Source organism: Falsiruegeria litorea R37 (assembly GCF_900172225.1).
Taxonomy (GTDB): domain Bacteria; phylum Pseudomonadota; class Alphaproteobacteria; order Rhodobacterales; family Rhodobacteraceae; genus Falsiruegeria; species Falsiruegeria litorea.
Window position 1 is genome coordinate 312,385 of record NZ_FWFO01000001.1, and the last position, 20,080, is coordinate 332,464.

At 56.9% G+C, this 20,080-nt stretch carries 16 protein-coding genes; 14 read left to right on the forward strand and 2 right to left on the reverse strand.

Annotated elements, in window-relative coordinates:
• The first annotated feature begins 135 nt into the window (after positions 1-135).
• The 5 genes from rpoB (at position 136) to TRL7639_RS01575 (ending at position 10,923) form a co-directional block, all read left to right on the forward strand.
• Positions 136-4,269, forward strand: a complete 4,134-nt coding sequence (rpoB, locus tag TRL7639_RS01555; RefSeq protein ID WP_085794054.1) for a DNA-directed RNA polymerase subunit beta — start codon at positions 136-138, stop codon at positions 4,267-4,269.
• A 49-nt stretch (positions 4,270-4,318) separates the two neighbouring features.
• Complete coding sequence (gene rpoC, locus TRL7639_RS01560) at positions 4,319-8,563, forward strand: DNA-directed RNA polymerase subunit beta' (protein ID WP_085794055.1); 4,245 nt, start codon at positions 4,319-4,321, stop codon at positions 8,561-8,563.
• 121 nt (positions 8,564-8,684) lie between these two features.
• Positions 8,685-9,125 carry a ribose 5-phosphate isomerase B gene (gene rpiB, locus TRL7639_RS01565; RefSeq protein ID WP_085794056.1) on the forward strand — a complete coding sequence of 147 codons (441 nt, stop codon included), beginning with the start codon at positions 8,685-8,687 and terminating at the stop codon, positions 9,123-9,125.
• 125 nt (positions 9,126-9,250) lie between these two features.
• Positions 9,251-10,054 (forward strand): glycosyltransferase, encoded by an 804-nt coding sequence (locus tag TRL7639_RS01570; protein WP_085794057.1) that lies wholly within the window; start codon positions 9,251-9,253, stop codon positions 10,052-10,054.
• Positions 10,055-10,056: 2 nt separating this feature from the next.
• Positions 10,057-10,923 (forward strand): DMT family transporter, encoded by an 867-nt coding sequence (locus TRL7639_RS01575; RefSeq protein ID WP_085794058.1) that lies wholly within the window; start codon positions 10,057-10,059, stop codon positions 10,921-10,923.
• On the opposite strand, the gene TRL7639_RS01580 is transcribed toward TRL7639_RS01575, so the two are convergent.
• A complete protein-coding gene (locus tag TRL7639_RS01580) occupies positions 10,912-11,721 on the reverse strand; it encodes a putative rhamnosyl transferase (protein ID WP_085794059.1) in 810 nt (269 codons plus the stop codon). The genes TRL7639_RS01575 and TRL7639_RS01580 overlap by 12 nt on opposite strands.
• Positions 11,722-12,055: 334 nt before the next feature.
• Between TRL7639_RS01580 and rpsL the strand changes: the two genes are divergently transcribed.
• From rpsL to TRL7639_RS01625, 9 genes are all read left to right on the forward strand, one after another.
• Entirely contained in the window at positions 12,056-12,427 is a 372-nt protein-coding gene (gene rpsL / locus TRL7639_RS01585) for a 30S ribosomal protein S12 (protein ID WP_005621086.1), read from the forward strand.
• Between the two features lie 15 nt (positions 12,428-12,442).
• Positions 12,443-12,913 carry a 30S ribosomal protein S7 gene (gene rpsG, locus TRL7639_RS01590; RefSeq protein ID WP_085794060.1) on the forward strand — a complete coding sequence of 157 codons (471 nt, stop codon included), beginning with the start codon at positions 12,443-12,445 and terminating at the stop codon, positions 12,911-12,913.
• 21 nt (positions 12,914-12,934) lie between these two features.
• On the forward strand, positions 12,935-15,052 hold the full coding sequence (gene fusA / locus TRL7639_RS01595) for an elongation factor G (RefSeq protein WP_085794061.1): 2,118 nt from the start codon (positions 12,935-12,937) through the stop codon (positions 15,050-15,052).
• A gap of 63 nt (positions 15,053-15,115) precedes the next feature.
• Positions 15,116-16,291: an elongation factor Tu gene (gene tuf, locus TRL7639_RS01600; RefSeq protein ID WP_085794062.1), complete on the forward strand. Its 1,176-nt coding sequence runs from the start codon at positions 15,116-15,118 to the stop codon at positions 16,289-16,291.
• A gap of 313 nt (positions 16,292-16,604) precedes the next feature.
• Positions 16,605-17,144: a hypothetical protein gene (locus tag TRL7639_RS01605; RefSeq protein ID WP_085794063.1), complete on the forward strand. Its 540-nt coding sequence runs from the start codon at positions 16,605-16,607 to the stop codon at positions 17,142-17,144.
• Positions 17,145-17,367: 223 nt separating this feature from the next.
• Complete coding sequence (rpsJ, locus tag TRL7639_RS01610) at positions 17,368-17,682, forward strand: 30S ribosomal protein S10 (protein WP_008756422.1); 315 nt, start codon at positions 17,368-17,370, stop codon at positions 17,680-17,682.
• An 18-nt stretch (positions 17,683-17,700) separates the two neighbouring features.
• Entirely contained in the window at positions 17,701-18,426 is a 726-nt protein-coding gene (gene rplC, locus TRL7639_RS01615; protein ID WP_085794064.1) for a 50S ribosomal protein L3, read from the forward strand.
• Positions 18,423-19,040: a 50S ribosomal protein L4 gene (gene rplD / locus TRL7639_RS01620; RefSeq protein WP_085794065.1), complete on the forward strand. Its 618-nt coding sequence runs from the start codon at positions 18,423-18,425 to the stop codon at positions 19,038-19,040. The genes rplC and rplD overlap by 4 nt, the downstream gene beginning before the upstream one ends.
• Entirely contained in the window at positions 19,037-19,333 is a 297-nt protein-coding gene (locus tag TRL7639_RS01625) for a 50S ribosomal protein L23 (protein WP_085794066.1), read from the forward strand. Before rplD ends, TRL7639_RS01625 begins: the two co-directional genes overlap by 4 nt.
• A 55-nt stretch (positions 19,334-19,388) precedes the next feature.
• Here the strand turns inward: TRL7639_RS01625 and TRL7639_RS01630 are convergent, their stop codons facing one another.
• Positions 19,389-19,937 carry a hypothetical protein gene (locus tag TRL7639_RS01630; RefSeq protein WP_133057588.1) on the reverse strand — a complete coding sequence of 183 codons (549 nt, stop codon included), beginning with the start codon at positions 19,935-19,937 and terminating at the stop codon, positions 19,389-19,391.
• Positions 19,938-20,080 lie beyond the last annotated feature (143 nt).

Genomic DNA, 20,080 nt, shown 5'->3' on the forward strand with positions numbered 1-20,080 from the left:
GCGGTTCATGGATCGGGAGGCTGCCACTCGGGACGGTGGCCATGAATTGATCCGATCGCGTTGTCTCGAATGGCCAAGCTGCCGGGGCCCGGCGGCAGACTTGACCGGTGAGAACTTGAAAAGGTGACATCTGACATGGCTCAAACGTTCCTTGGCCAGAAACGTCTTCGTAAATACTATGGCAAGATCCGCGAAGTGCTGGATATGCCGAACCTCATCGAGGTTCAAAAATCCTCTTATGACCTGTTCCTGCGCTCCGGCGATGCGGAATTGCCGCTGGACGGCGAAGGCATCAAGGGTGTGTTCCAATCGGTCTTCCCGATCAAGGACTTCAACGAAACCTCTGTTCTGGAGTTTGTGAAGTACGATCTGGAGAAGCCCAAGTACGACGTCGAAGAGTGCATGCAGCGCGACATGACCTACAGCGCCCCGCTGAAGGTTACACTGCGCCTGATCGTGTTTGATGTCGACGAAGACACCGGCGCAAAGTCGGTCAAGGACATCAAAGAACAGGACGTGTTCATGGGCGATATGCCCCTGATGACACCGAACGGGACGTTCATCGTGAACGGCACCGAGCGTGTGATCGTGTCCCAGATGCACCGTTCGCCTGGCGTGTTCTTCGATCACGACAAGGGCAAAACCCACTCGTCCGGTAAATTGCTGTTTGCCTGCCGCATTATCCCGTATCGCGGCAGCTGGCTGGACTTTGAATTCGACGCCAAAGACATCGTCTTTGCGCGTATCGACCGTCGCCGTAAATTGCCAGTCACCACATTGCTGTACGCTTTGGGTCTGGATCAAGAAGCGATCATGGACGCTTACTACAACACGGTTTCCTACAAGCTGGACAAGAACAAAGGTTGGGTCACCCCGTTCTTCCCCGAGCGTGTACGCGGCACCCGTCCGACCTATGATCTGGTTGACGCGGGCAGCGGTGAAATCATCGCCGAAGCAGGCAAGAAGGTCACCCCGCGCGCGGTCAAGAAGTTGATCGACGAGGGCAGCGTCACTGACCTGTTGGTGCCGTTCGATCACATCGTGGGCAAATTTGTCGCCAAAGACATCATCAACGAAGAAAACGGCGCGATCTATGTCGAAGCCGGTGATGAGCTGACCCTGGAGTATGACAAGGACGGCGACATTATTGGCGGCACCGTCAAGGAACTGCTGGACAACGGTGTCACCGACATCCCGGTTCTGGACATCGACAACGTCAACGTCGGCCCCTACATGCGCAACACCATGGCGCTGGACAAGAACATGGGCCGCGACACCGCGCTGATGGACATCTACCGTGTCATGCGTCCGGGCGAGCCGCCCACCGTCGAAGCGGCGTCGGCCCTTTTCGACACGCTGTTCTTCGACAGCGAGCGTTATGATCTGTCGGCTGTTGGCCGTGTGAAGATGAACATGCGTCTGGCACTGGATGCCGAAGACACGCAGCGCACCCTGCGCAAGGAAGACATCGTCGCCTGTATCAAGGCGCTTGTTGACCTGCGTGACGGCCGTGGCGACATCGATGACATCGACCACCTGGGCAACCGTCGTGTGCGCTCGGTCGGTGAATTGATGGAAAACCAGTATCGCGTCGGCCTGCTGCGCATGGAGCGCGCGATCAAAGAGCGTATGTCGTCGGTCGAGATCGACACCGTCATGCCGCAGGATTTGATCAACGCAAAACCGGCTGCTGCTGCTGTTCGTGAATTCTTTGGCTCGTCGCAGCTGTCGCAGTTCATGGACCAGACCAACCCGCTGTCCGAGGTTACCCACAAACGCCGTCTTTCGGCGCTTGGCCCGGGTGGTCTGACACGCGAGCGTGCTGGCTTTGAGGTGCGCGACGTTCACCCGACCCACTATGGTCGTATGTGCCCGATTGAAACGCCTGAAGGTCCGAACATCGGTCTGATCAACTCGCTGGCCACCTTTGCCCGCGTGAACAAGTACGGCTTCATCGAAACACCTTACCGCGTTGTCAAAGACGCCGAGGTGACCGATGAGGTTCACTACATGTCCGCGACCGAAGAAATGCGTCACACCGTGGCTCAGGCCAACGCGACGCTGGACGAGAACGGCAAATTCATCAACGACTTGGTGTCGACCCGTCAATCGGGTGACTACACCCTGGCCCCGCGTGAAAATGTGGACCTGATCGACGTATCGCCCAAGCAGCTGGTCTCTGTTGCGGCCTCGCTCATTCCGTTTCTGGAAAACGACGACGCCAACCGTGCTCTGATGGGTTCGAACATGCAACGTCAGGCGGTTCCGCTGCTGCGGGCCGAGGCACCGCTGGTCGGCACCGGTATCGAAGAAGTTGTGGCCCGTGACTCAGGCGCGGCCTATATGGCGAAACGCGCAGGTATCATCGACCAAGTTGATGCTCAGCGTATCGTTATCCGCGCCACCGAGGATCTGGAACTGGGCGACGCTGGCGTTGACATCTACCGGATGCGCAAGTTCCAGCGTTCGAACCAGAACACCTGCATCAACCAGCGCCCGCTGGTGAAAGTAGGTGACACTGTTCGCAAAGGCGAAGTGATTGCCGATGGTCCGTCCACGGATATGGGTGAACTGGCTCTGGGTAAGAACGTGGTCGTCGCGTTCATGCCCTGGAACGGTTACAACTACGAAGACTCGATCCTGATCAGCGAACGTATCGCGCGTGATGACGTCTTTACCTCGGTCCACATCGAGGAATTCGAAGTCGCCGCTCGTGACACCAAGCTGGGCCCGGAAGAGATCACTCGCGATATCCCGAACGTCGGTGAAGAAGCGCTGCGCAACCTCGACGAGGCAGGCATCGTTTACATCGGCGCGGATGTTGAGCCGGGCGATATTCTGGTTGGCAAGATCACACCCAAGGGCGAAAGCCCGATGACCCCGGAAGAGAAGCTGCTGCGCGCCATTTTTGGTGAAAAGGCATCCGACGTGCGGGACACCTCGCTCCGCGTGAAGCCGGGCGATTTCGGTACTGTGGTCGAAGTGCGCGTCTTCAACCGTCACGGCGTCGAAAAAGACGAGCGTGCGCTGCAAATCGAGCGTGAGGAAGTCGAGCGTCTGGCCCGTGACCGGGACGACGAAATGGCGATCTTGGACCGCAACATCTATGCTCGTCTCAAAGGCATGCTGCTGGGTAAAACCGCCGTCAAAGGCCCCAAAGGGGTCCGCGCCGGTTCGGAAATCACCGAAGAGCTGCTGGACACGCTGATCCGTGGTCAGTGGTGGCAACTGGCCCTGGAAGACGAGCAGGACGCGCAGGTGGTTGAGGCTCTGAACGAGCAGTACGAAGTGCAAAAGCGCGCTTTGGATGCCCGTTTTGAAGACAAGGTCGAGAAAGTCCGCCGTGGCGACGACCTGCCGCCGGGTGTGATGAAGATGGTCAAAGTCTTCATCGCGGTGAAGCGCAAGCTGCAGCCGGGTGACAAGATGGCCGGTCGTCACGGGAACAAAGGTGTTATTTCCAAGGTTGTACCGATGGAAGACATGCCGTTCCTGGCCGATGGTACGCCGGTTGACTTCTGTCTGAACCCGCTGGGTGTTCCCTCGCGTATGAACGTTGGTCAGATTCTTGAAACCCATATGGGGTGGGCCGCGCGCGGTCTGGGTCTGAACGTCGATGATGCGCTGCAGGAATACCGTCGTTCGGGCGATCTGACGCCGGTACGTGAAGCGATGCACCATGCCTATGGTGACAACGTTTACGAAGAGGGGCTGGCCGATCTGACCGAGGCTGAACTGGTCGAAGCAGCTGGCAACGTGACCCGTGGTGTGCCGATCGCAACGCCGGTCTTTGACGGTGCCAAAGAGGCTGACGTCAACGACGCGCTGGTGCGTGCGGGCTTCTCGGAAAGCGGTCAATCGGTTCTGTTCGACGGGCGTACGGGTGAGCAGTTTGCGCGTCCGGTGACCGTGGGTATCAAGTACCTGCTGAAACTGCACCACCTGGTCGACGACAAGATCCACGCGCGTTCGACCGGCCCGTACTCGCTTGTTACTCAGCAGCCGCTGGGTGGTAAGGCGCAGTTCGGTGGTCAGCGCTTTGGTGAGATGGAGGTCTGGGCTCTGGAAGCTTACGGCGCCGCCTACACCCTGCAAGAGATGCTCACCGTGAAATCGGATGACGTCGCTGGCCGGACCAAGGTCTATGAATCGATCGTCAAGGGCGAGGACAACTTTGAAGCGGGCGTACCGGAATCGTTCAACGTTCTGGTGAAAGAAGTCCGTGGCCTCGGCCTGAACATGGAACTCCTGGATGCGGAGGAAGAGTAGGGGCGGTCACGCCCCACACTCATCCCATCCCAATTTGTAAGGACGCAAAATGAACCAGGAACTGACGAATAACCCGTTCAACCCGCTGACGCCGCCGAAGGTATTTGACGAGATCAAGGTCTCGCTGGCCTCGCCGGAGCGGATTCTGTCGTGGTCGTATGGCGAAATCAAAAAGCCGGAAACCATCAACTATCGTACGTTCAAGCCCGAGCGTGACGGTCTGTTCTGCGCGCGTATCTTTGGCCCGATCAAAGATTACGAATGCCTGTGCGGCAAATATAAGCGCATGAAGTATCGCGGCGTTGTCTGCGAAAAATGCGGTGTCGAAGTTACCCTCCAGAAGGTGCGCCGCGAGCGTATGGGCCACATCGAACTGGCCGCGCCCGTTGCACACATCTGGTTCCTGAAATCGCTGCCGTCCCGCATCGGTCTGATGCTGGACATGACGCTGCGCGATCTGGAACGTGTTCTGTACTTTGAAAACTATGTCGTCATCGAGCCCGGTCTGACCGACCTGAGCTATGGCCAGATGCTGACCGAAGAAGAGTACATGGATGCGCAGGACGCGTATGGCATGGACGCCTTCACCGCCAACATCGGTGCCGAAGCGATCCGCGAAATGCTGGCCGCGATCGACCTGGAAGCCGAAGCTGAGCAGCTGCGCGCTGATCTGGCCGAAGCCACCGGCGAACTGAAGCCCAAGAAGATCATCAAGCGTCTGAAAGTCGTTGAGAGCTTCCTCGAGTCGGGCAACCGTCCTGAGTGGATGGTTCTGACCGTGATCCCGGTCATCCCGCCGGAACTGCGCCCGCTGGTGCCGCTGGATGGTGGTCGCTTTGCGACTTCGGATCTGAACGATCTGTATCGCCGCGTGATCAACCGGAACAACCGTCTGAAGCGTCTGATCGAGCTGCGCGCACCTGACATCATCGTCCGCAACGAAAAGCGGATGCTGCAGGAATCTGTGGACGCTCTGTTCGACAACGGCCGTCGTGGCCGCGTGATCACCGGCGCCAACAAGCGTCCGCTGAAATCACTGTCGGACATGCTGAAAGGTAAGCAGGGTCGCTTCCGTCAGAACCTTTTGGGTAAGCGCGTCGACTTCTCGGGCCGTTCGGTCATCGTGACCGGTCCGGAGCTTAAGCTGCACCAATGTGGTCTGCCCAAGAAGATGGCGCTCGAGCTGTTCAAGCCGTTCATCTATTCGCGCCTTGAAGCCAAGGGTCTGTCTTCGACCGTGAAACAGGCGAAGAAACTGGTCGAGAAAGAGCGTCCTGAAGTTTGGGATATCTTGGACGAAGTCATCCGCGAACACCCTGTCATGCTGAACCGTGCACCTACACTGCACCGTCTTGGTATTCAGGCGTTTGAGCCGGTTCTGATCGAAGGTAAAGCGATCCAGCTGCACCCGCTGGTCTGTTCGGCCTTTAACGCCGACTTCGACGGTGACCAGATGGCCGTGCACGTCCCGCTGAGCCTTGAGGCCCAGTTGGAAGCGCGTGTTCTGATGATGTCCACGAACAACGTTCTGTCGCCTGCAAACGGCGCGCCGATCATCGTTCCGTCGCAGGATATGATCCTGGGTCTCTACTATCTGACCCTGGAACGCGAAGGCATGCCGGGCGAAGGCATGGTGTTCGGCTCGATCGAAGAAGTTCAGCACGCGCTGGACGCCGGTGTTGTGCACCTGCACACCAAAATCACCGCGCGTGTTCCGCAGTACGACGACGAAGGCAACGAAGTGCTGACACGCTTTGAAACCACGCCTGGTCGTGTCCGTCTGGGTGCTTTGCTGCCTGCCAATGCAAAGGCGCCGTTCGAGTTGGTGAACCGTCTGCTGCGTAAGAAAGAAGTGCAGCAGGTCATCGACACCGTCTATCGCTACTGCGGTCAGAAAGAATCCGTCATCTTCTGTGACCAGATCATGACCATGGGCTTCCGCGAGGCGTTCAAGGCTGGTATCTCGTTCGGTAAGGACGACATGCTGATCCCGGACGACAAGTGGTCAATCGTGGACGAAACCCGCGATCAGGTGAAAGACTTTGAACAGCAGTACATGGACGGCCTGATCACTCAGGGCGAAAAGTACAACAAGGTTGTTGATGCCTGGTCGAAGTGTAACGACCGCGTCACCGACGCCATGATGGGCTCGATCTCGGACGTTCAGAAGGCCGAAGATGGCTCGGACAAGGAGCCAAACTCGGTCTACATGATGGCCCACTCGGGTGCGCGTGGCTCGGTTACTCAGATGAAACAGCTGGGCGGCATGCGCGGCCTGATGGCCAAGCCGAACGGCGACATCATCGAGACACCGATCATCTCGAACTTTAAAGAAGGTTTGACCGTTCTCGAGTACTTCAACTCGACCCACGGTGCCCGTAAGGGTCTGTCGGATACCGCTCTGAAAACTGCGAACTCGGGTTACTTGACCCGTCGTCTGGTGGACGTGGCGCAGGACTGCATTGTTCGTATGCACGACTGTGGCACTGACACTGCGATCACTGCCGAGGCCGCCGTAAACGACGGTGAGGTTGTGGCGTCTCTGGCCGAGCGTATTCTGGGCCGTGTCGCGGCCGAGGATATCCTTAAGCCGGGTACGGATGAGGTTCTGATCGCAGCTGGTCAGTTGATCGACGAACGTATGTCGGACGCTGTTGACGAGGCCGGTGTTGCATCGGCACGCATCCGCAGTCCGCTGACCTGTGAGGCCGAAGAGGGCGTCTGCGCCATGTGCTATGGCCGTGACCTGGCGCGCGGCACCATGGTGAACACCGGCGAGGCCGTCGGCATCATCGCGGCACAGTCGATTGGTGAACCTGGTACTCAGCTGACGATGCGGACCTTCCACATCGGCGGGGTTGCTCAGGGTGGTCAGCAGTCGTTCCAAGAGGCTGGTCAGGACGGTGTCATCGTCTTTGAAAATGCTCAGATTCTGGCGAACTCGGCAGGTGAAAACCTGGTGATGGGCCGGAACATGAAGCTGATCATCAATGACGAGCATGGCGAAGAGCGTGCCAACTTTAAGTTGGGCTATGGCTCCAAGCTGTTCGTCAAGGACGGTGACAAGATCGCCCGTGGCGACAAGCTGTTCGAATGGGATCCCTATACCCTGCCGATCATCGCCGAGAAGGACGGTACTGCAAAATATGTCGACCTGGTGTCTGGCCTCGCCGTGCGCGACGAGACCGACGATGCCACAGGCATGACCCAGAAGATCGTGATCGACTGGCGTGCGGCACCCAAAGGCAACGAGCTGAAGCCCGAGATCATCCTGATGGGTGAAGATGGCGAGCCGGTCCGCAATGACGCGGGCAACCCGGTTCATTATCCGATGTCGGTGGACGCGATCTTGTCGATTGAAGACGGTGAGAAAGTCAAAGCCGGTGACGTTGTCGCGCGTATCCCGCGTGAAGGTGCCAAGACCAAGGACATCACCGGTGGTCTGCCGCGTGTGGCCGAACTGTTTGAAGCACGTCGTCCCAAGGACCACGCGATCATCGCCGAAGAAGATGGTTACGTGCGCTTTGGCCGCGACTACAAGAACAAGCGTCGCATCACCATCGAGCCGTCGGACGAGTCACAGGATCCGGTCGAATACATGGTGCCCAAGGGCAAGCACATTCCTGTCCAGGAAGGTGACTTCATCCAGAAGGGCGACTACATCATGGACGGCAACCCTGCGCCGCATGACATCCTGTCCATCATGGGTGTCGAAGCGCTGGCGGATTACATGATCGACGAGGTTCAGGACGTCTATCGTCTGCAGGGCGTGAAGATCAACGACAAGCACATCGAGGTCATCGTGCGCCAGATGCTGCAGAAGTGGGAGATCCTGGATTCGGGTGACACCACGCTGCTCAAAGGCGAACACGTGGACAAGCAAGAGTTCGACGCAGCCAACGAGAAGACGTTGGCCCGCGGTGGACGTGCGGCTCAGGGTGAGCCGATCCTGCTGGGTATCACCAAGGCCTCGCTGCAGACCCGGTCGTTCATCTCGGCGGCGTCGTTCCAGGAAACCACACGTGTTCTGACCGAGGCTTCTGTCCAAGGTAAGAAAGACAAACTGGTCGGCCTGAAAGAGAACGTCATCGTGGGTCGCTTGATCCCGGCTGGTACCGGTGGTGCAACCCAAAGCGTCCGCGGCATCGCGACCGAGCGCGACAACGTCGTGATCGAAGCGCGCCGCGAAGAGGCCGAAGCCGCGGCTGCACTGGCTGCTCCGGTTATGGATGGCGACATCATCGGTGACGATGATTTCGATACTCTGGTCGATACGCCCGAAAGCCGCGATTGATCGATCCGGTAGCTGACAAAAAACCCCCGCACTTCTGGTGCGGGGGTTTTTCTTTTTTCCGGCCCTCTGATACAGGGGCGGCAGATTTGCCCACCACTCACCCCAACACGGACGACACCCCATGACACGCATCGTTCTATCCAGCGACCACGCAGCCATCGACCTGCGCCAGGCCCTTGCCAAACACATCGAGGCCAAAGGATACGTGGTCGCCGACATCGGCCCGACCACAACCGAGAGCACCCATTACCCAAAACACGGCGAAGCCGCCGCGCGTCAGGTGGCGTCCGGCGAAGCTGATCTGGGGATCATCCTGTGCGGAACGGGGCAGGGGATCATGATGGCGGCCAACAAGGTGCAAGGCATTCGTTGTGGTGTCTGCGCTGATCCGTTTTCAGCGCGGATGACCCGCGAACATAATAACGCCAACATGCTGTCGATTGGTGCCCGCGTTGTAGGTGAATCGCTGGCCGTCGAGATTGTGGACGCGTTCCTGGACGCTGAATTCGAAGGTGGCCGCCACGCGACGCGCGTTGACATGATCAAAGCCATCGAAGGCTGAACGCCCACGCCAGCAATTGCAGGGAAACGGGCAGGTCCAGGGATCTGCCCGTTTTTGCATTTTCAAGGCTTCCCTTTTGGGTGCGTCCGGTGTCAGGTGGGTGAAATGCGCTGTAGGACCGGGGTATGCGGAAACTCAATACAATAGGATTGCTGCGATTTTCGGTGCTGACACCGACGTATTACTCGGAACGCTTCAAGACGTTGGAAGAAACTGCAGCTCACATCTTTTCACGCGAGCGGATGGAGCTTCGGTTTCATCTTTTTGAAAGCCTATGTCTGCCGTCGCTGGTTCGCCAAACGGACCCTGATTTCACGATGATCGTTCTAACGGCGGAAGCTATGCCGGATCAGTATCTTGAGCGGCTTCTGGATCTGCTGGAGCCGTTACCCAATATCCATTGTCAGCCGGTGGGAACCGAAAACCACTATAAGCTTTTGCAAACGGGCTATAATTCTGTTCCGAAAGAGGATTTTACGCACCGCATCCTGTTTCGGCTGGATGATGACGATGCCGTAGATATCAACTTCGTCAAACGGACCAAGCGATTGGCGCATGGGATGTTGAAACTCCAAACCACTCGGGATCCGTTTGTGATTGCCTACAACAGGGGGTTTTATGTGCGCACGACAGACGGAGAGCCCGAGATCTTTGACGCATGTGAACGCGCGCCCCTGTCGACCGGAACCACCTTGGTGGCGCCGGTTCATCATGGGGCCAATCCGTACCGGTTCAATCACCGGCATTTTCCGCAATACTTCAACACATACACTGACATTTCGGTGCCATCCTTCATCCGCACGATCCATGGGGACAACAAATCCAGCCCGGCGCAGATGGGATTGACCCACAAGATGAATGCCGAAGACATCGCCAACGACCTGTTGACACATTTCCAGGTGTCTCTGGATGATCTGAGAAAGCTCTGACCATGTCGCCCAACATTCGTGGTGCGCTGATCATGATGGGCAGCATGGCGGCCTTTACGTTCAACGACGCCCTCATGAAACAGCTTGGTGGTTCGGTGCCGCTCTTTCAACTGATCACCATGCGGGGCGTTTTGACGTGCGTTTTGCTATATTTCCTGGCCCGGTACCTTGGAAAGATCGACCTCAGAATTCCAAAGGGCGATCGTTTGTTGGTTGTGATCCGTTGCGCGGCCGAAGTGGCGACAACCTATTTCTTTTTGAATGCCCTGATGAACATCCCACTGGCGAACGTCACCGCCGTGTTGCAGGCGCTACCTCTTACGGTGACGCTGGGAGCGGCGGTGTTTTTTGGCGAGCGTGTAGGGTGGCGGCGTTTTCTGGCCATCGGGATCGGGTTCGGCGGGATGCTGTTGATCGTGCGTCCCGGGCCGGATGGCTTCAATATCTATTCTCTCTACGCACTGGCTGCGATGTTGCTGGTGACGCTTCGTGATCTTGTGACGCGCAAGATGTCGGCCAATGTTCCCTCCATGACTGTAACCCTGGCAACCGCCGTGTCGGTCACGGGTGTTGCGGCCTTGGTGTCGACCACGGAAACTTGGGTTTCGGTATCGCCGTCACTTATGGCCCTGGTCGCAACAGCCGCTGTCTTTGTGTTGTTGGGCTACATGTGCAGCGTCATGGTCATGCGGGTTGGGGATGTGTCCTTTGTTGCCCCGTTTCGCTATACCAGCCTGATCTGGGCGCTCTTGCTTGGCTTTGTTCTGTTCGGGGATTGGCCAGACCCTGTGACCTTGCTGGGCGCAAGCATCGTTGTTGCAACTGGTCTGTTTACCTTGTTCCGTGAACGCGCGTTGTTACGCCGGTGAATAAAGGTCTCGGACCAGATCAGCGTCGATATTGAACACTTCGCGAAAATGTTCCTCGCCCAGATCATCCAGCGGGTCGAGCTGTATCTTCTTGACCCCGGGTTTCTGGCGGGAGTCGTTATATTCATTGTGCCCCCGCACCAGCATGTCCTCTCCGGTAAAGGTGACGGTTGGCATCTTTTGAGCCACTTTGACGTGCGAAAAATTCATCACGCTCAGCCGGTTGCTTGGCTTGAACATCAAGGCAAGTGCTGCTGTGGTGTAGGGGCCGTTGGTGGCCTTGGCAGAAATTCCAGCAGAGCCAGCCGTCGCAATGAATCCCTGATTGAAATCAATTGCTATCTCGCGATGTTTTCTGGAAAGTTTGCGAATGTCCTGTGCTGCATCACGCAAGCATTCGACATAGCGGCGAGCTACGGCATCGTCGTCATCCATTCGAAACTGCAACGACGGCTCGTTGTCGAAGCGGCGAACCGAATTGATGGCGTTTTGCATGACTTTGCGATGCCGACCAGGGGGATGAGCTTGTACAACCGCCTGCGGTATTTCTTCGAGCAATGCCTCAAGTCTTTGTCGGTAGACGTCGGGCATGCTTTCGCCAATGACCACCAGAAAGGTAAAATCATCGTCAGTCTGGGCCCGAAGCGGTGGCAAGGTAAAAGCTTCAAAGGTTTTGAACCGCTCGTCCATCCGTTCAGGTGAATACAGATAGGCGATTCTGTCTTCTAGGGTTTCATGTTCGACCTGAAAGCCGCCTTGACCCGGATAGGAAAAGCGGCAAATACCAATGACCTGCAATTTGTGGCTCCTGCCCTGCCGTGAATGCCCCGGACACTGTCGCAGCGCACCGGTCCCATGGCAAGCACTGGGCTGGCTGTTGACACCGGGGCCGACTCCCCATATACGCGCGCTATCTCGGCATAGGGGGTCGCCCCGCCGCCGACTTCAGAGATGGAGTGGTCAAGGCCCGAACTCTTTTTTCGTTCGCGCCCTCTGAGAACCAACCGCGACGTTCACCTCGGAATGGGAACGTTCGCGGATTTTGCGCTTGCGGACGCGTAAGTGCAGCAAAGTTAGCCGCACGCAGCGCGCGTGCATGTCATGTGTGTTGCAAAACGGGGAAGAAACCGGAATGCCAACTATTCAACAGCTGATCCGCAAGCCGCGTCAGCCTAAAGTAAAACGCTCGAAGTCCATGCACCTGGAGCAGTGCCCGCAGAAACGCGGCGTCTGCACCCGCGTGTACACCACTACACCGAAAAAGCCGAACTCGGCTATGCGTAAGGTCGCCAAAGTGCGCCTGACCAACGGTTTCGAGGTCATCTCGTACATCCCGGGTGAAAGCCACAACCTTCAGGAGCACTCGGTGGTTCTGATCCGTGGTGGTCGTGTAAAAGACCTTCCCGGTGTGCGTTACCACATCCTTCGCGGTGTTCTGGATACCCAGGGCGTCAAAGACCGTAAGCAACGTCGTTCGAAGTACGGCGCGAAGCGTCCTAAGTAAGAAGGAGAGGCTGATATGTCACGTCGTCACGCCGCCGAAAAACGCGAAGTCCTGCCTGACGCCAAATTTGGCGACAAGGTTCTGACCAAGTTCATGAACAACCTGATGATCGACGGTAAAAAGTCGGTCGCAGAAAAGATCGTCTACAACGCGCTGGACCGCGTTGAGAACAAGATCAAGCGCGCACCCGTCGAAGTCTTCCACGAAGCTCTCGACAACATCAAACCGTCGGTCGAGGTTCGCTCGCGTCGTGTTGGTGGTGCAACCTATCAGGTTCCCGTCGAAGTCCGCCCCGAGCGCCGCGAAGCCCTGGCCATTCGTTGGTTGATCACCGCATCGCGCGGTCGCAACGAAAACACCATGGAAGAGCGCCTGGCCGGTGAACTGCTGGACGCCGTACAGTCCCGCGGTACCGCCGTTAAGAAGCGCGAAGACACTCACAAGATGGCCGAAGCGAACAAAGCGTTCAGCCACTATCGTTGGTAATTCCCAGAGGACATTAGACCAATGGCACGCGAGTATACACTCAACCATTACCGTAACTTCGGTATCATGGCGCACATCGATGCAGGTAAAACCACCTGTTCCGAGCGGATCCTGTATTACACCGGCAAATCCCACAACATCGGTGAGGTGCACGACGGTGCAGCCACCATGGACTGGATGGAGCAGGAGCAGGAACGCGGCATCACCATCACCTCGGCTGCGACCACCACCTTCTGGGAACGCACCGAAGACGGCCAGACTGCTGATTCCGAAAAGCACCGCCTGAACATCATCGACACCCCCGGCCACGTAGACTTCACCATCGAAGTCGAGCGTTCGCTGGCGGTTCTCGACGGTGCAGTCTGTGTTCTGGACGCCAACGCTGGTGTTGAGCCCCAGACCGAAACTGTGTGGCGTCAAGCTGACCGCTACAAGGTTCCGCGTATGGTGTTCGTCAACAAGATGGACAAGATCGGCGCCGACTTCTTCAACTGCGTTGAGATGATCGAAGACCGCACCGGCGCACGCGCTGTTCCGGTTGGTGTTCCGATCGGCGCAGAAACCGAGTTGGAAGGCCTGGTTGACCTGGTCACCATGGAAGAATGGCTGTGGCAGGGCGAAGACCTTGGCGCGTCGTGGATCAAAGCACCGATCCGCGAAAGCCTGCAGGACATGGCCGACGAATGGCGCGGTAAGATGATCGAAGCGGCCGTCGAAATGGACGACGACGCGATGATGGAATACCTGGAAGGCAACGAGCCCGACGTTCCGACCCTGCGCAAACTGCTTCGCAAGGGCACCTTGGAAATGGCGTTTGTTCCGGTTCTGGGTGGTTCGGCGTTCAAGAACAAAGGCGTTCAGCCGCTGCTCAACGCTGTGATCGACTATCTGCCCAGCCCGCTGGACGTTGTTGATTACATGGGCTTCAAACCCGGCGACGAAACTGAAACCCGTGACATCGCCCGCCGCGCGGACGACGACATGGCGTTCTCGGGCTTGGCGTTCAAAATCATGAACGACCCCTTCGTTGGTTCGCTGACCTTTACCCGCATCTACTCGGGCACCCTGAACAAGGGCGACACTCTTTTGAACTCGACCAAGGGTAAGAAAGAGCGCGTTGGCCGTATGATGATGATGCACTCGAACGATCGTGAGGAAATCACCGAAGCGTTCGCGGGCGACATCATCGCGCTGGCAGGTCTGAAAGACACCACAACCGGTGACACCCTGTGTGCACAGAACGATCCGGTGGTTCTGGAAACCATGACCTTCCCCGATCCGGTGATCGAGATCGCGGTTGAGCCGAAAACCAAAGCAGACCAAGAGAAAATGTCTCAGGGTCTGGGTCGTCTGGCTGCAGAAGACCCCTCCTTCCGTGTGGAAACTGACCTGGAATCGGGCCAGACCATCATGAAAGGCATGGGCGAACTTCACCTGGACATCCTGGTTGACCGTCTGAAGCGTGAATTCAAGGTCGAGGCGAACATCGGTGCGCCGCAGGTTGCCTATCGTGAGACCATCTCGAAAGAGGTCGAGCACACCTACACCCACAAGAAACAGTCGGGTGGTTCGGGGCAGTTCGCCGAGGTCAAGATGATCATCTCGCCGACAGAAGCTGGCGAAGGTTATTCGTTCGAGAGCCGCATCGTTGGTGGCGCTGTTCCCAAGGAATACATCCCCGGTGTTGAAAAAGGCATCCAGTCCGTCATGGATAGCGGCCCGCTGGCCGGCTTTCCTGTGATCGACTTCAAGGTTGCCCTGATCGACGGTAAGTTCCACGACGTTGACTCCAGCGTTCTGGCCTTTGAAATCGCTGCTCGTATGGGCATGCGCGAAGGCATGAAGAAAGCGGGCGCCAAGCTGCTGGAACCGGTGATGAAGGTCGAAGTGATCACCCCGGAAGAGTACACCGGCGGTATCATTGGTGACCTGACCTCGCGTCGCGGTCAGGTGTCGGGCCAAGAGCCGCGCGGCAACGCCATCGCAATTGATGCGTTTGTTCCGCTGGCGAACATGTTCGGCTACATCAACACCCTGCGTTCGATGTCGTCGGGCCGTGCCCAGTTCACCATGCAGTTCGATCACTACGATCCGGTCCCTGGCAACATCTCGGAAGAGATCCAGGCCAAATACGCATAAGCGAAAATTTGAGGGAGCTCGGTTGACGGGCTCCCTACATTACCGAAAAAGGAGGCCATCACCATGGCAAAGGAAAAGTTTGAGCGTACAAAACCGCACGTCAACATCGGCACGATCGGCCACGTTGACCACGGCAAGACCACGCTGACCGCAGCAATCACCAAATATTTTGGCGACTTCAAAGCCTACGACCAGATCGACGGCGCACCTGAAGAAAAAGCCCGCGGCATCACCATCTCGACCGCACACGTCGAGTATGAGACCGAAAACCGCCACTACGCACACGTCGACTGCCCCGGCCACGCTGACTATGTGAAGAACATGATCACCGGTGCGGCGCAGATGGACGGCGCGATCCTGGTTGTGAACGCAGCTGACGGCCCGATGCCGCAGACCCGCGAGCACATCCTGCTGGGCCGCCAGGTTGGCATCCCGAAGATGGTCGTCTTCATGAACAAAGTTGACCAGGTCGACGACGAAGAGCTGCTGGAACTGGTGGAAATGGAAATCCGCGAGCTGCTGTCTTCGTACGACTACCCGGGCGACGACATTCCGATCGTTGCAGGTTCGGCTCTGGCCGCGATGGAAGGCAACAAGCCTGAAATCGGCGAAGAGAAAATCAAGGAACTGATGGCGGCTGTTGACGACTACATCGACACCCCTGAGCGCGCTGTTGACCAGCCGTTCCTGATGCCGATCGAAGACGTGTTCTCGATCTCGGGCCGTGGTACCGTTGTTACGGGGCGTGTCGAGCGTGGCGTGATCAACGTTGGCGACGAAATCGAAATCGTCGGCATCCGCGACACCAGCAAAACCACCTGCACCGGCGTTGAAATGTTCCGCAAGCTGCTGGACCGTGGTGAAGCAGGCGACAACATCGGCGCCCTGCTGCGTGGTGTTGACCGTGACGGCGTTGAGCGTGGCCAGGTTCTGTGTAAGCCGGGTTCGGTCAAGCCGCACACCAAGTTCGAAGCCGAAGCCTATATCCTGACCAAGGAAGAGGGTGGCCGTCACACGCCGTTCTTCGCCAACTACCGTCCTCAGTTCTACTTCCGTACAACTGACGTCACCGGCACCGTGAACCTGCCCGAAGGCACCGAAATGGTCATGCCTGGCGACAACCTGAAGTTCGACGTTGAACTGATCGCGCCGATCGCGATGGAGCAGGGCCTGCGCTTCGCGATCCGCGAAGGCGGCCGCACCGTCGGCGCCGGCGTCGTGTCGAAGATCACCGAATAATTCGCTTTAGCGAATGATCAGACGGAAAGGGCGTCCCTCGGGGCGCCCTTTTCTTTTGGATTTGGTGATCCCGAGACGCTCGAACATAGTGCGTCGAAAATCACTGAGTAAGGTCGAGTTTCCCCAGGAAACTCTGGCCAGTGGCGACAGGGGCTTTTGCCGCAAGGAAAAGCTCCCGAAAGCCACACCGGTGAGAAGAAACAGAAAGGCCGCTCCAACCGGAGCGGCCTTTCTTGCTTCACTATAGTTGTTTGGGTTTTGAAAATTGACTACCCTAATTCCGTATTTTTGGAGACAGTATTAGAGGGATAGTATGCGTGAACAGATCATTGATGGTGTTGGCCGCGACAACTACTTTTATGATTCAAGTTTTTTGCTAGAAAATTTTTCGGAGCACGCGACGATACTTGCACACGTGGGGCAAGGTGTATCTGGTCAAAGAGGCTTCTTCCTTGAGAATAGCCGTAAATCCGAGAGGCAGTTTGTTTACTTCCAAATTGCCGTGGCGCTTTTTGGGGCCCTTTCGATTATCTTTATTCACTTGGAATGGCAGGTGCTTGCAATCATTGCGGGGGCAACAATTTCCTTTGTGACAACCATTTCTGCCGTTCTTACGTTAAGAGAGGACCATCTTCGCCGGAGGAAAGTGTACATTGCATTGACTGATTTGGATAGTGAAATGAAGTTCACGCTTTTGAGGGAGCTTGACCGCCGTTCAAAGGGGGACAGTACGCCTCTGGTAACCGAAGAATTGGTGCTGAACTGGAACGAACGGCTGAGCAGTGTCCTCATGGACAACGAAGAAAGCCGAGGTGGCCCACGGCAAGCCAAAGAGTTAAATGTAGGTGTATAGCTTTGAGAGCGTCTTTCTAGGAAGCTTGTAACACATTACATACTGTGGCTGGTAAACCTTTGCACGATTGGCCTTGCCAAACCCCTCATACCCCTGTAGATCGCGCGAGTTCTCATGAAGAACATCAAGGCGGGGTGATTCCCGCCTTTTGGGTTCGATGAGGGGTTGCGGTGAGCGCTGTCCCTTCCTCTCAACCTCAACGCCTAAGAAAAGGCACATGCTTATGCAAAGCCAAAACATCCGTATTCGGCTGAAGGCATTTGACTATCGCGTGTTGGATGCGTCCACACAAGAGATCGTCAACACTGCCAAGCGGACCGGAGCCAACGTTCGTGGCCCGATCCCCCTGCCGAACAAGATCGAGAAATTCACTGTTCTGCGTGGCCCCCACGTTGACAAGAAATCCCGTGACCAGTTCGAGATCCGGACGCACAAGCGTCTGCTCGACATCGTTGATCCGACCCCCCAGACCGTTGACGCGCTGATGAAGCTCGACCTCGCCGCTGGTGTGGACGTCGAGATCAAACTGCAGTCGTAAGATCGGAGGGTATTGATTATGCGCTCTGGTATTATCGCAAAGAAAGTGGGCATGACCCGCGTGTTCAAAGAAGACGGCAAGCAGATCCCTGTGACCGTTCTTCAGTTGGACGCCCTGCAGGTTGTGGCTCAGCGTACGGCTGACAAAGACGGCTACACTGCCGTTCAGCTGGGCGCGGGCACCCCAAAAGTTAAGCGCGTTTCCAAAGCTATGCGCGGCCACTTCGCAGGTGCGAAGGTTGAGCCCAAGCGCAAGCTGGTCGAATTCCGCGTGTCCGAGGACGCGCTGATCGAAGTTGGCGCTGAAATCTCGGCCGAGCACTTCCTGGAAGGTCAGAAGGTTGACGTTTCGGGCACCTCGATCGGTAAAGGTTTCGCCGGTGCGATGAAGCGTTGGAACTTTGGTGGTCTGCGCGCCTCGCACGGTGTGTCGATCAGCCACCGTTCGCACGGTTCGACCGGTCAGTGTCAGGATCCGGGCAAAGTCTTCAAAGGCAAGAAGATGGCCGGTCACATGGGTGCTGCCCGTGTCACCACCCAGAACCTGGAGGTTGTCAAAACCGACGCCGACCGTGGTCTGGTCTTCATCAAGGGTGCCGTTCCCGGTTCCAAAGGTGGCTGGGTCACCGTCAAGGACGCCGTGAAGAAGAAAGCCCCCGAAGGTCTGCCGTTCCCGGCAGCTGTTAAAGCGGCCGCAACTGAAGCACCTGCTGAAGAAGCACCCGCGGAAGGTGGTGAAGCATGAAACTTGACGTGATCAAACTGGATGGCGGCAAAGCAGGCGACATCGAACTGTCGGAAGACCTGTTCGGCCTCGAGCCCCGCGCGGACATCCTGCACCGTGTGGTCCGCTGGCAGCGCAACAACGCGCAGGCCGGTACCCACAAGGTAAAGACCCGTTCGGAAACCTCCTACTCGACCAAGAAGATCTATCGCCAGAAGGGCACCGGTGGCGCACGCCACGGCGACCGCAACGCGCCGATCTTCCGCAAGGGTGGTATCTACAAGGGTCCGACCCCGCGTTCGCACGGCCACGACCTTCCCAAGAAGTTCCGCAAGCTGGGTCTGCGTCACGCTCTGTCCGCCAAGGCGAAAGCCGGCGAACTGGTCGTGATCGAAGATGCAGCATCCGAGGGCAAGACCGCCGCTCTGGCCAAACAGGTTGCAAACCTGGGCTGGAAACGCGCTCTGGTCATCGACGGTGCTGCGGTCAACGAAGGGTTCCTGAAAGCGTCGAAGAACATCGAAGGCCTGGATATCCTGCCGACGATGGGCGCAAACGTCTATGACATCCTCAAGCGTGACACGCTGGTGATCACCAAAGCGGGTGTCGAAGCACTGGAGGCTCGACTGAAATGAGCGCGAAGGCAGAACACTACGACGTGATCCGCAAGCCGGTCATCACCGAGAAGGCAACCATGGCGTCCGAGAACGGCGCGGTTGTGTTCGAAGTGTCGATCGACGCCAACAAACCTCAGATCAAAGAGGCCGTTGAGGCCCTGTTTGGTGTGAAGGTCAAAGCGGTCAACACCACCATCACCAAAGGTAAAGTCAAGCGTTTCCGCGGCCAGCTGGGCAAGCGTAAAGACGTGAAGAAGGCCTATGTGATGCTGGAAGAAGGCAACACAATCGACGTGTCCACCGGACTCTGAGATTAGCCTCTCTGAAAATTTGAAAGCCCCTCGCTGAAAGGCGGGGGGTTTTTTGTTAGTCGGGTTGAAAATGGACTTTCATTTCTAGAGCGTTAGGGAGATCTTGGGCACTTTGGTGAAGTCTTTGGTAGAGTCCCGCTTGCACTTTTGTAATCAAGTCTATGAATCGAAACTGGTCCGTTGATTGATGAAACTGAAGGCCTTCGTCGTGCTTGGAAAACAAGGCAAAATGCTTTTTTCCAACAACTTCAGACATGTCAAATGTACTGGAGGCAAAATTCATCATCTCTGGGTCACTGTGCGCGACCATCTTGTTTCTTAACTTAAGAACGCGTTCGTGAAGTTCTTTTTCATTGGTAGAAAGTGTCACATCACACATCTTCAGACTTAAGCTTGGAAAGCCGCCTTTGGATTGTGTAAATGGTCGCGCGTAGGAGATAATGGCAGTTTGCTCATAGCATCTGAAACGGCGAAGGGTTTCTATATCATACCTTTCGTTCGCGTCAGCTTCGCAAAGGAAGTCCGCAGCGCTGAGCGCGAGCCTAAAATCACCCATAGCGCTGAGCATTCGAGTCAGTTGTCGCCGTTCGTTTTCTTTTCTCATTCTTACACTTAGCGTTAGGGCGGGCTATGCTGACAACTTGTTGCCTAATGGGCGCGGAATCAAGGCCACAGGCCGCCGTGCCAGCGCCGTCCCGCCCCATGGGGAGGCGCTTTGGTGAGGTCTCGCATAACAGTCAGGTCGGA

Bases quoted from the DNA above. Each gene is read 5' to 3' on its own strand.
- TRL7639_RS01630 (WP_133057588.1), bottom strand. From the start codon at position 19,937: ATGAGAAAAGAAAACGAACGGCGACAACTGACTCGAATGCTCAGCGCT.
- rpiB (WP_085794056.1), top strand. From the start codon at position 8,685: ATGACACGCATCGTTCTATCCAGCGACCACGCAGCCATCGACCTGCGC.
- rplC (WP_085794064.1), top strand. From the start codon at position 17,701: ATGCGCTCTGGTATTATCGCAAAGAAAGTGGGCATGACCCGCGTGTTC.
- TRL7639_RS01575 (WP_085794058.1), top strand. From the start codon at position 10,057: ATGTCGCCCAACATTCGTGGTGCGCTGATCATGATGGGCAGCATGGCG.
- TRL7639_RS01570 (WP_085794057.1), top strand. From the start codon at position 9,251: ATGCGGAAACTCAATACAATAGGATTGCTGCGATTTTCGGTGCTGACA.
- fusA (WP_085794061.1), top strand. From the start codon at position 12,935: ATGGCACGCGAGTATACACTCAACCATTACCGTAACTTCGGTATCATG.
- tuf (WP_085794062.1), top strand. From the start codon at position 15,116: ATGGCAAAGGAAAAGTTTGAGCGTACAAAACCGCACGTCAACATCGGC.
- rplD (WP_085794065.1), top strand. From the start codon at position 18,423: ATGAAACTTGACGTGATCAAACTGGATGGCGGCAAAGCAGGCGACATC.
- rpsG (WP_085794060.1), top strand. From the start codon at position 12,443: ATGTCACGTCGTCACGCCGCCGAAAAACGCGAAGTCCTGCCTGACGCC.
- rpsJ (WP_008756422.1), top strand. From the start codon at position 17,368: ATGCAAAGCCAAAACATCCGTATTCGGCTGAAGGCATTTGACTATCGC.
- TRL7639_RS01625 (WP_085794066.1), top strand. From the start codon at position 19,037: ATGAGCGCGAAGGCAGAACACTACGACGTGATCCGCAAGCCGGTCATC.
- rpoB (WP_085794054.1), top strand. From the start codon at position 136: ATGGCTCAAACGTTCCTTGGCCAGAAACGTCTTCGTAAATACTATGGC.
- TRL7639_RS01605 (WP_085794063.1), top strand. From the start codon at position 16,605: ATGCGTGAACAGATCATTGATGGTGTTGGCCGCGACAACTACTTTTAT.
- rpoC (WP_085794055.1), top strand. From the start codon at position 4,319: ATGAACCAGGAACTGACGAATAACCCGTTCAACCCGCTGACGCCGCCG.
- rpsL (WP_005621086.1), top strand. From the start codon at position 12,056: ATGCCAACTATTCAACAGCTGATCCGCAAGCCGCGTCAGCCTAAAGTA.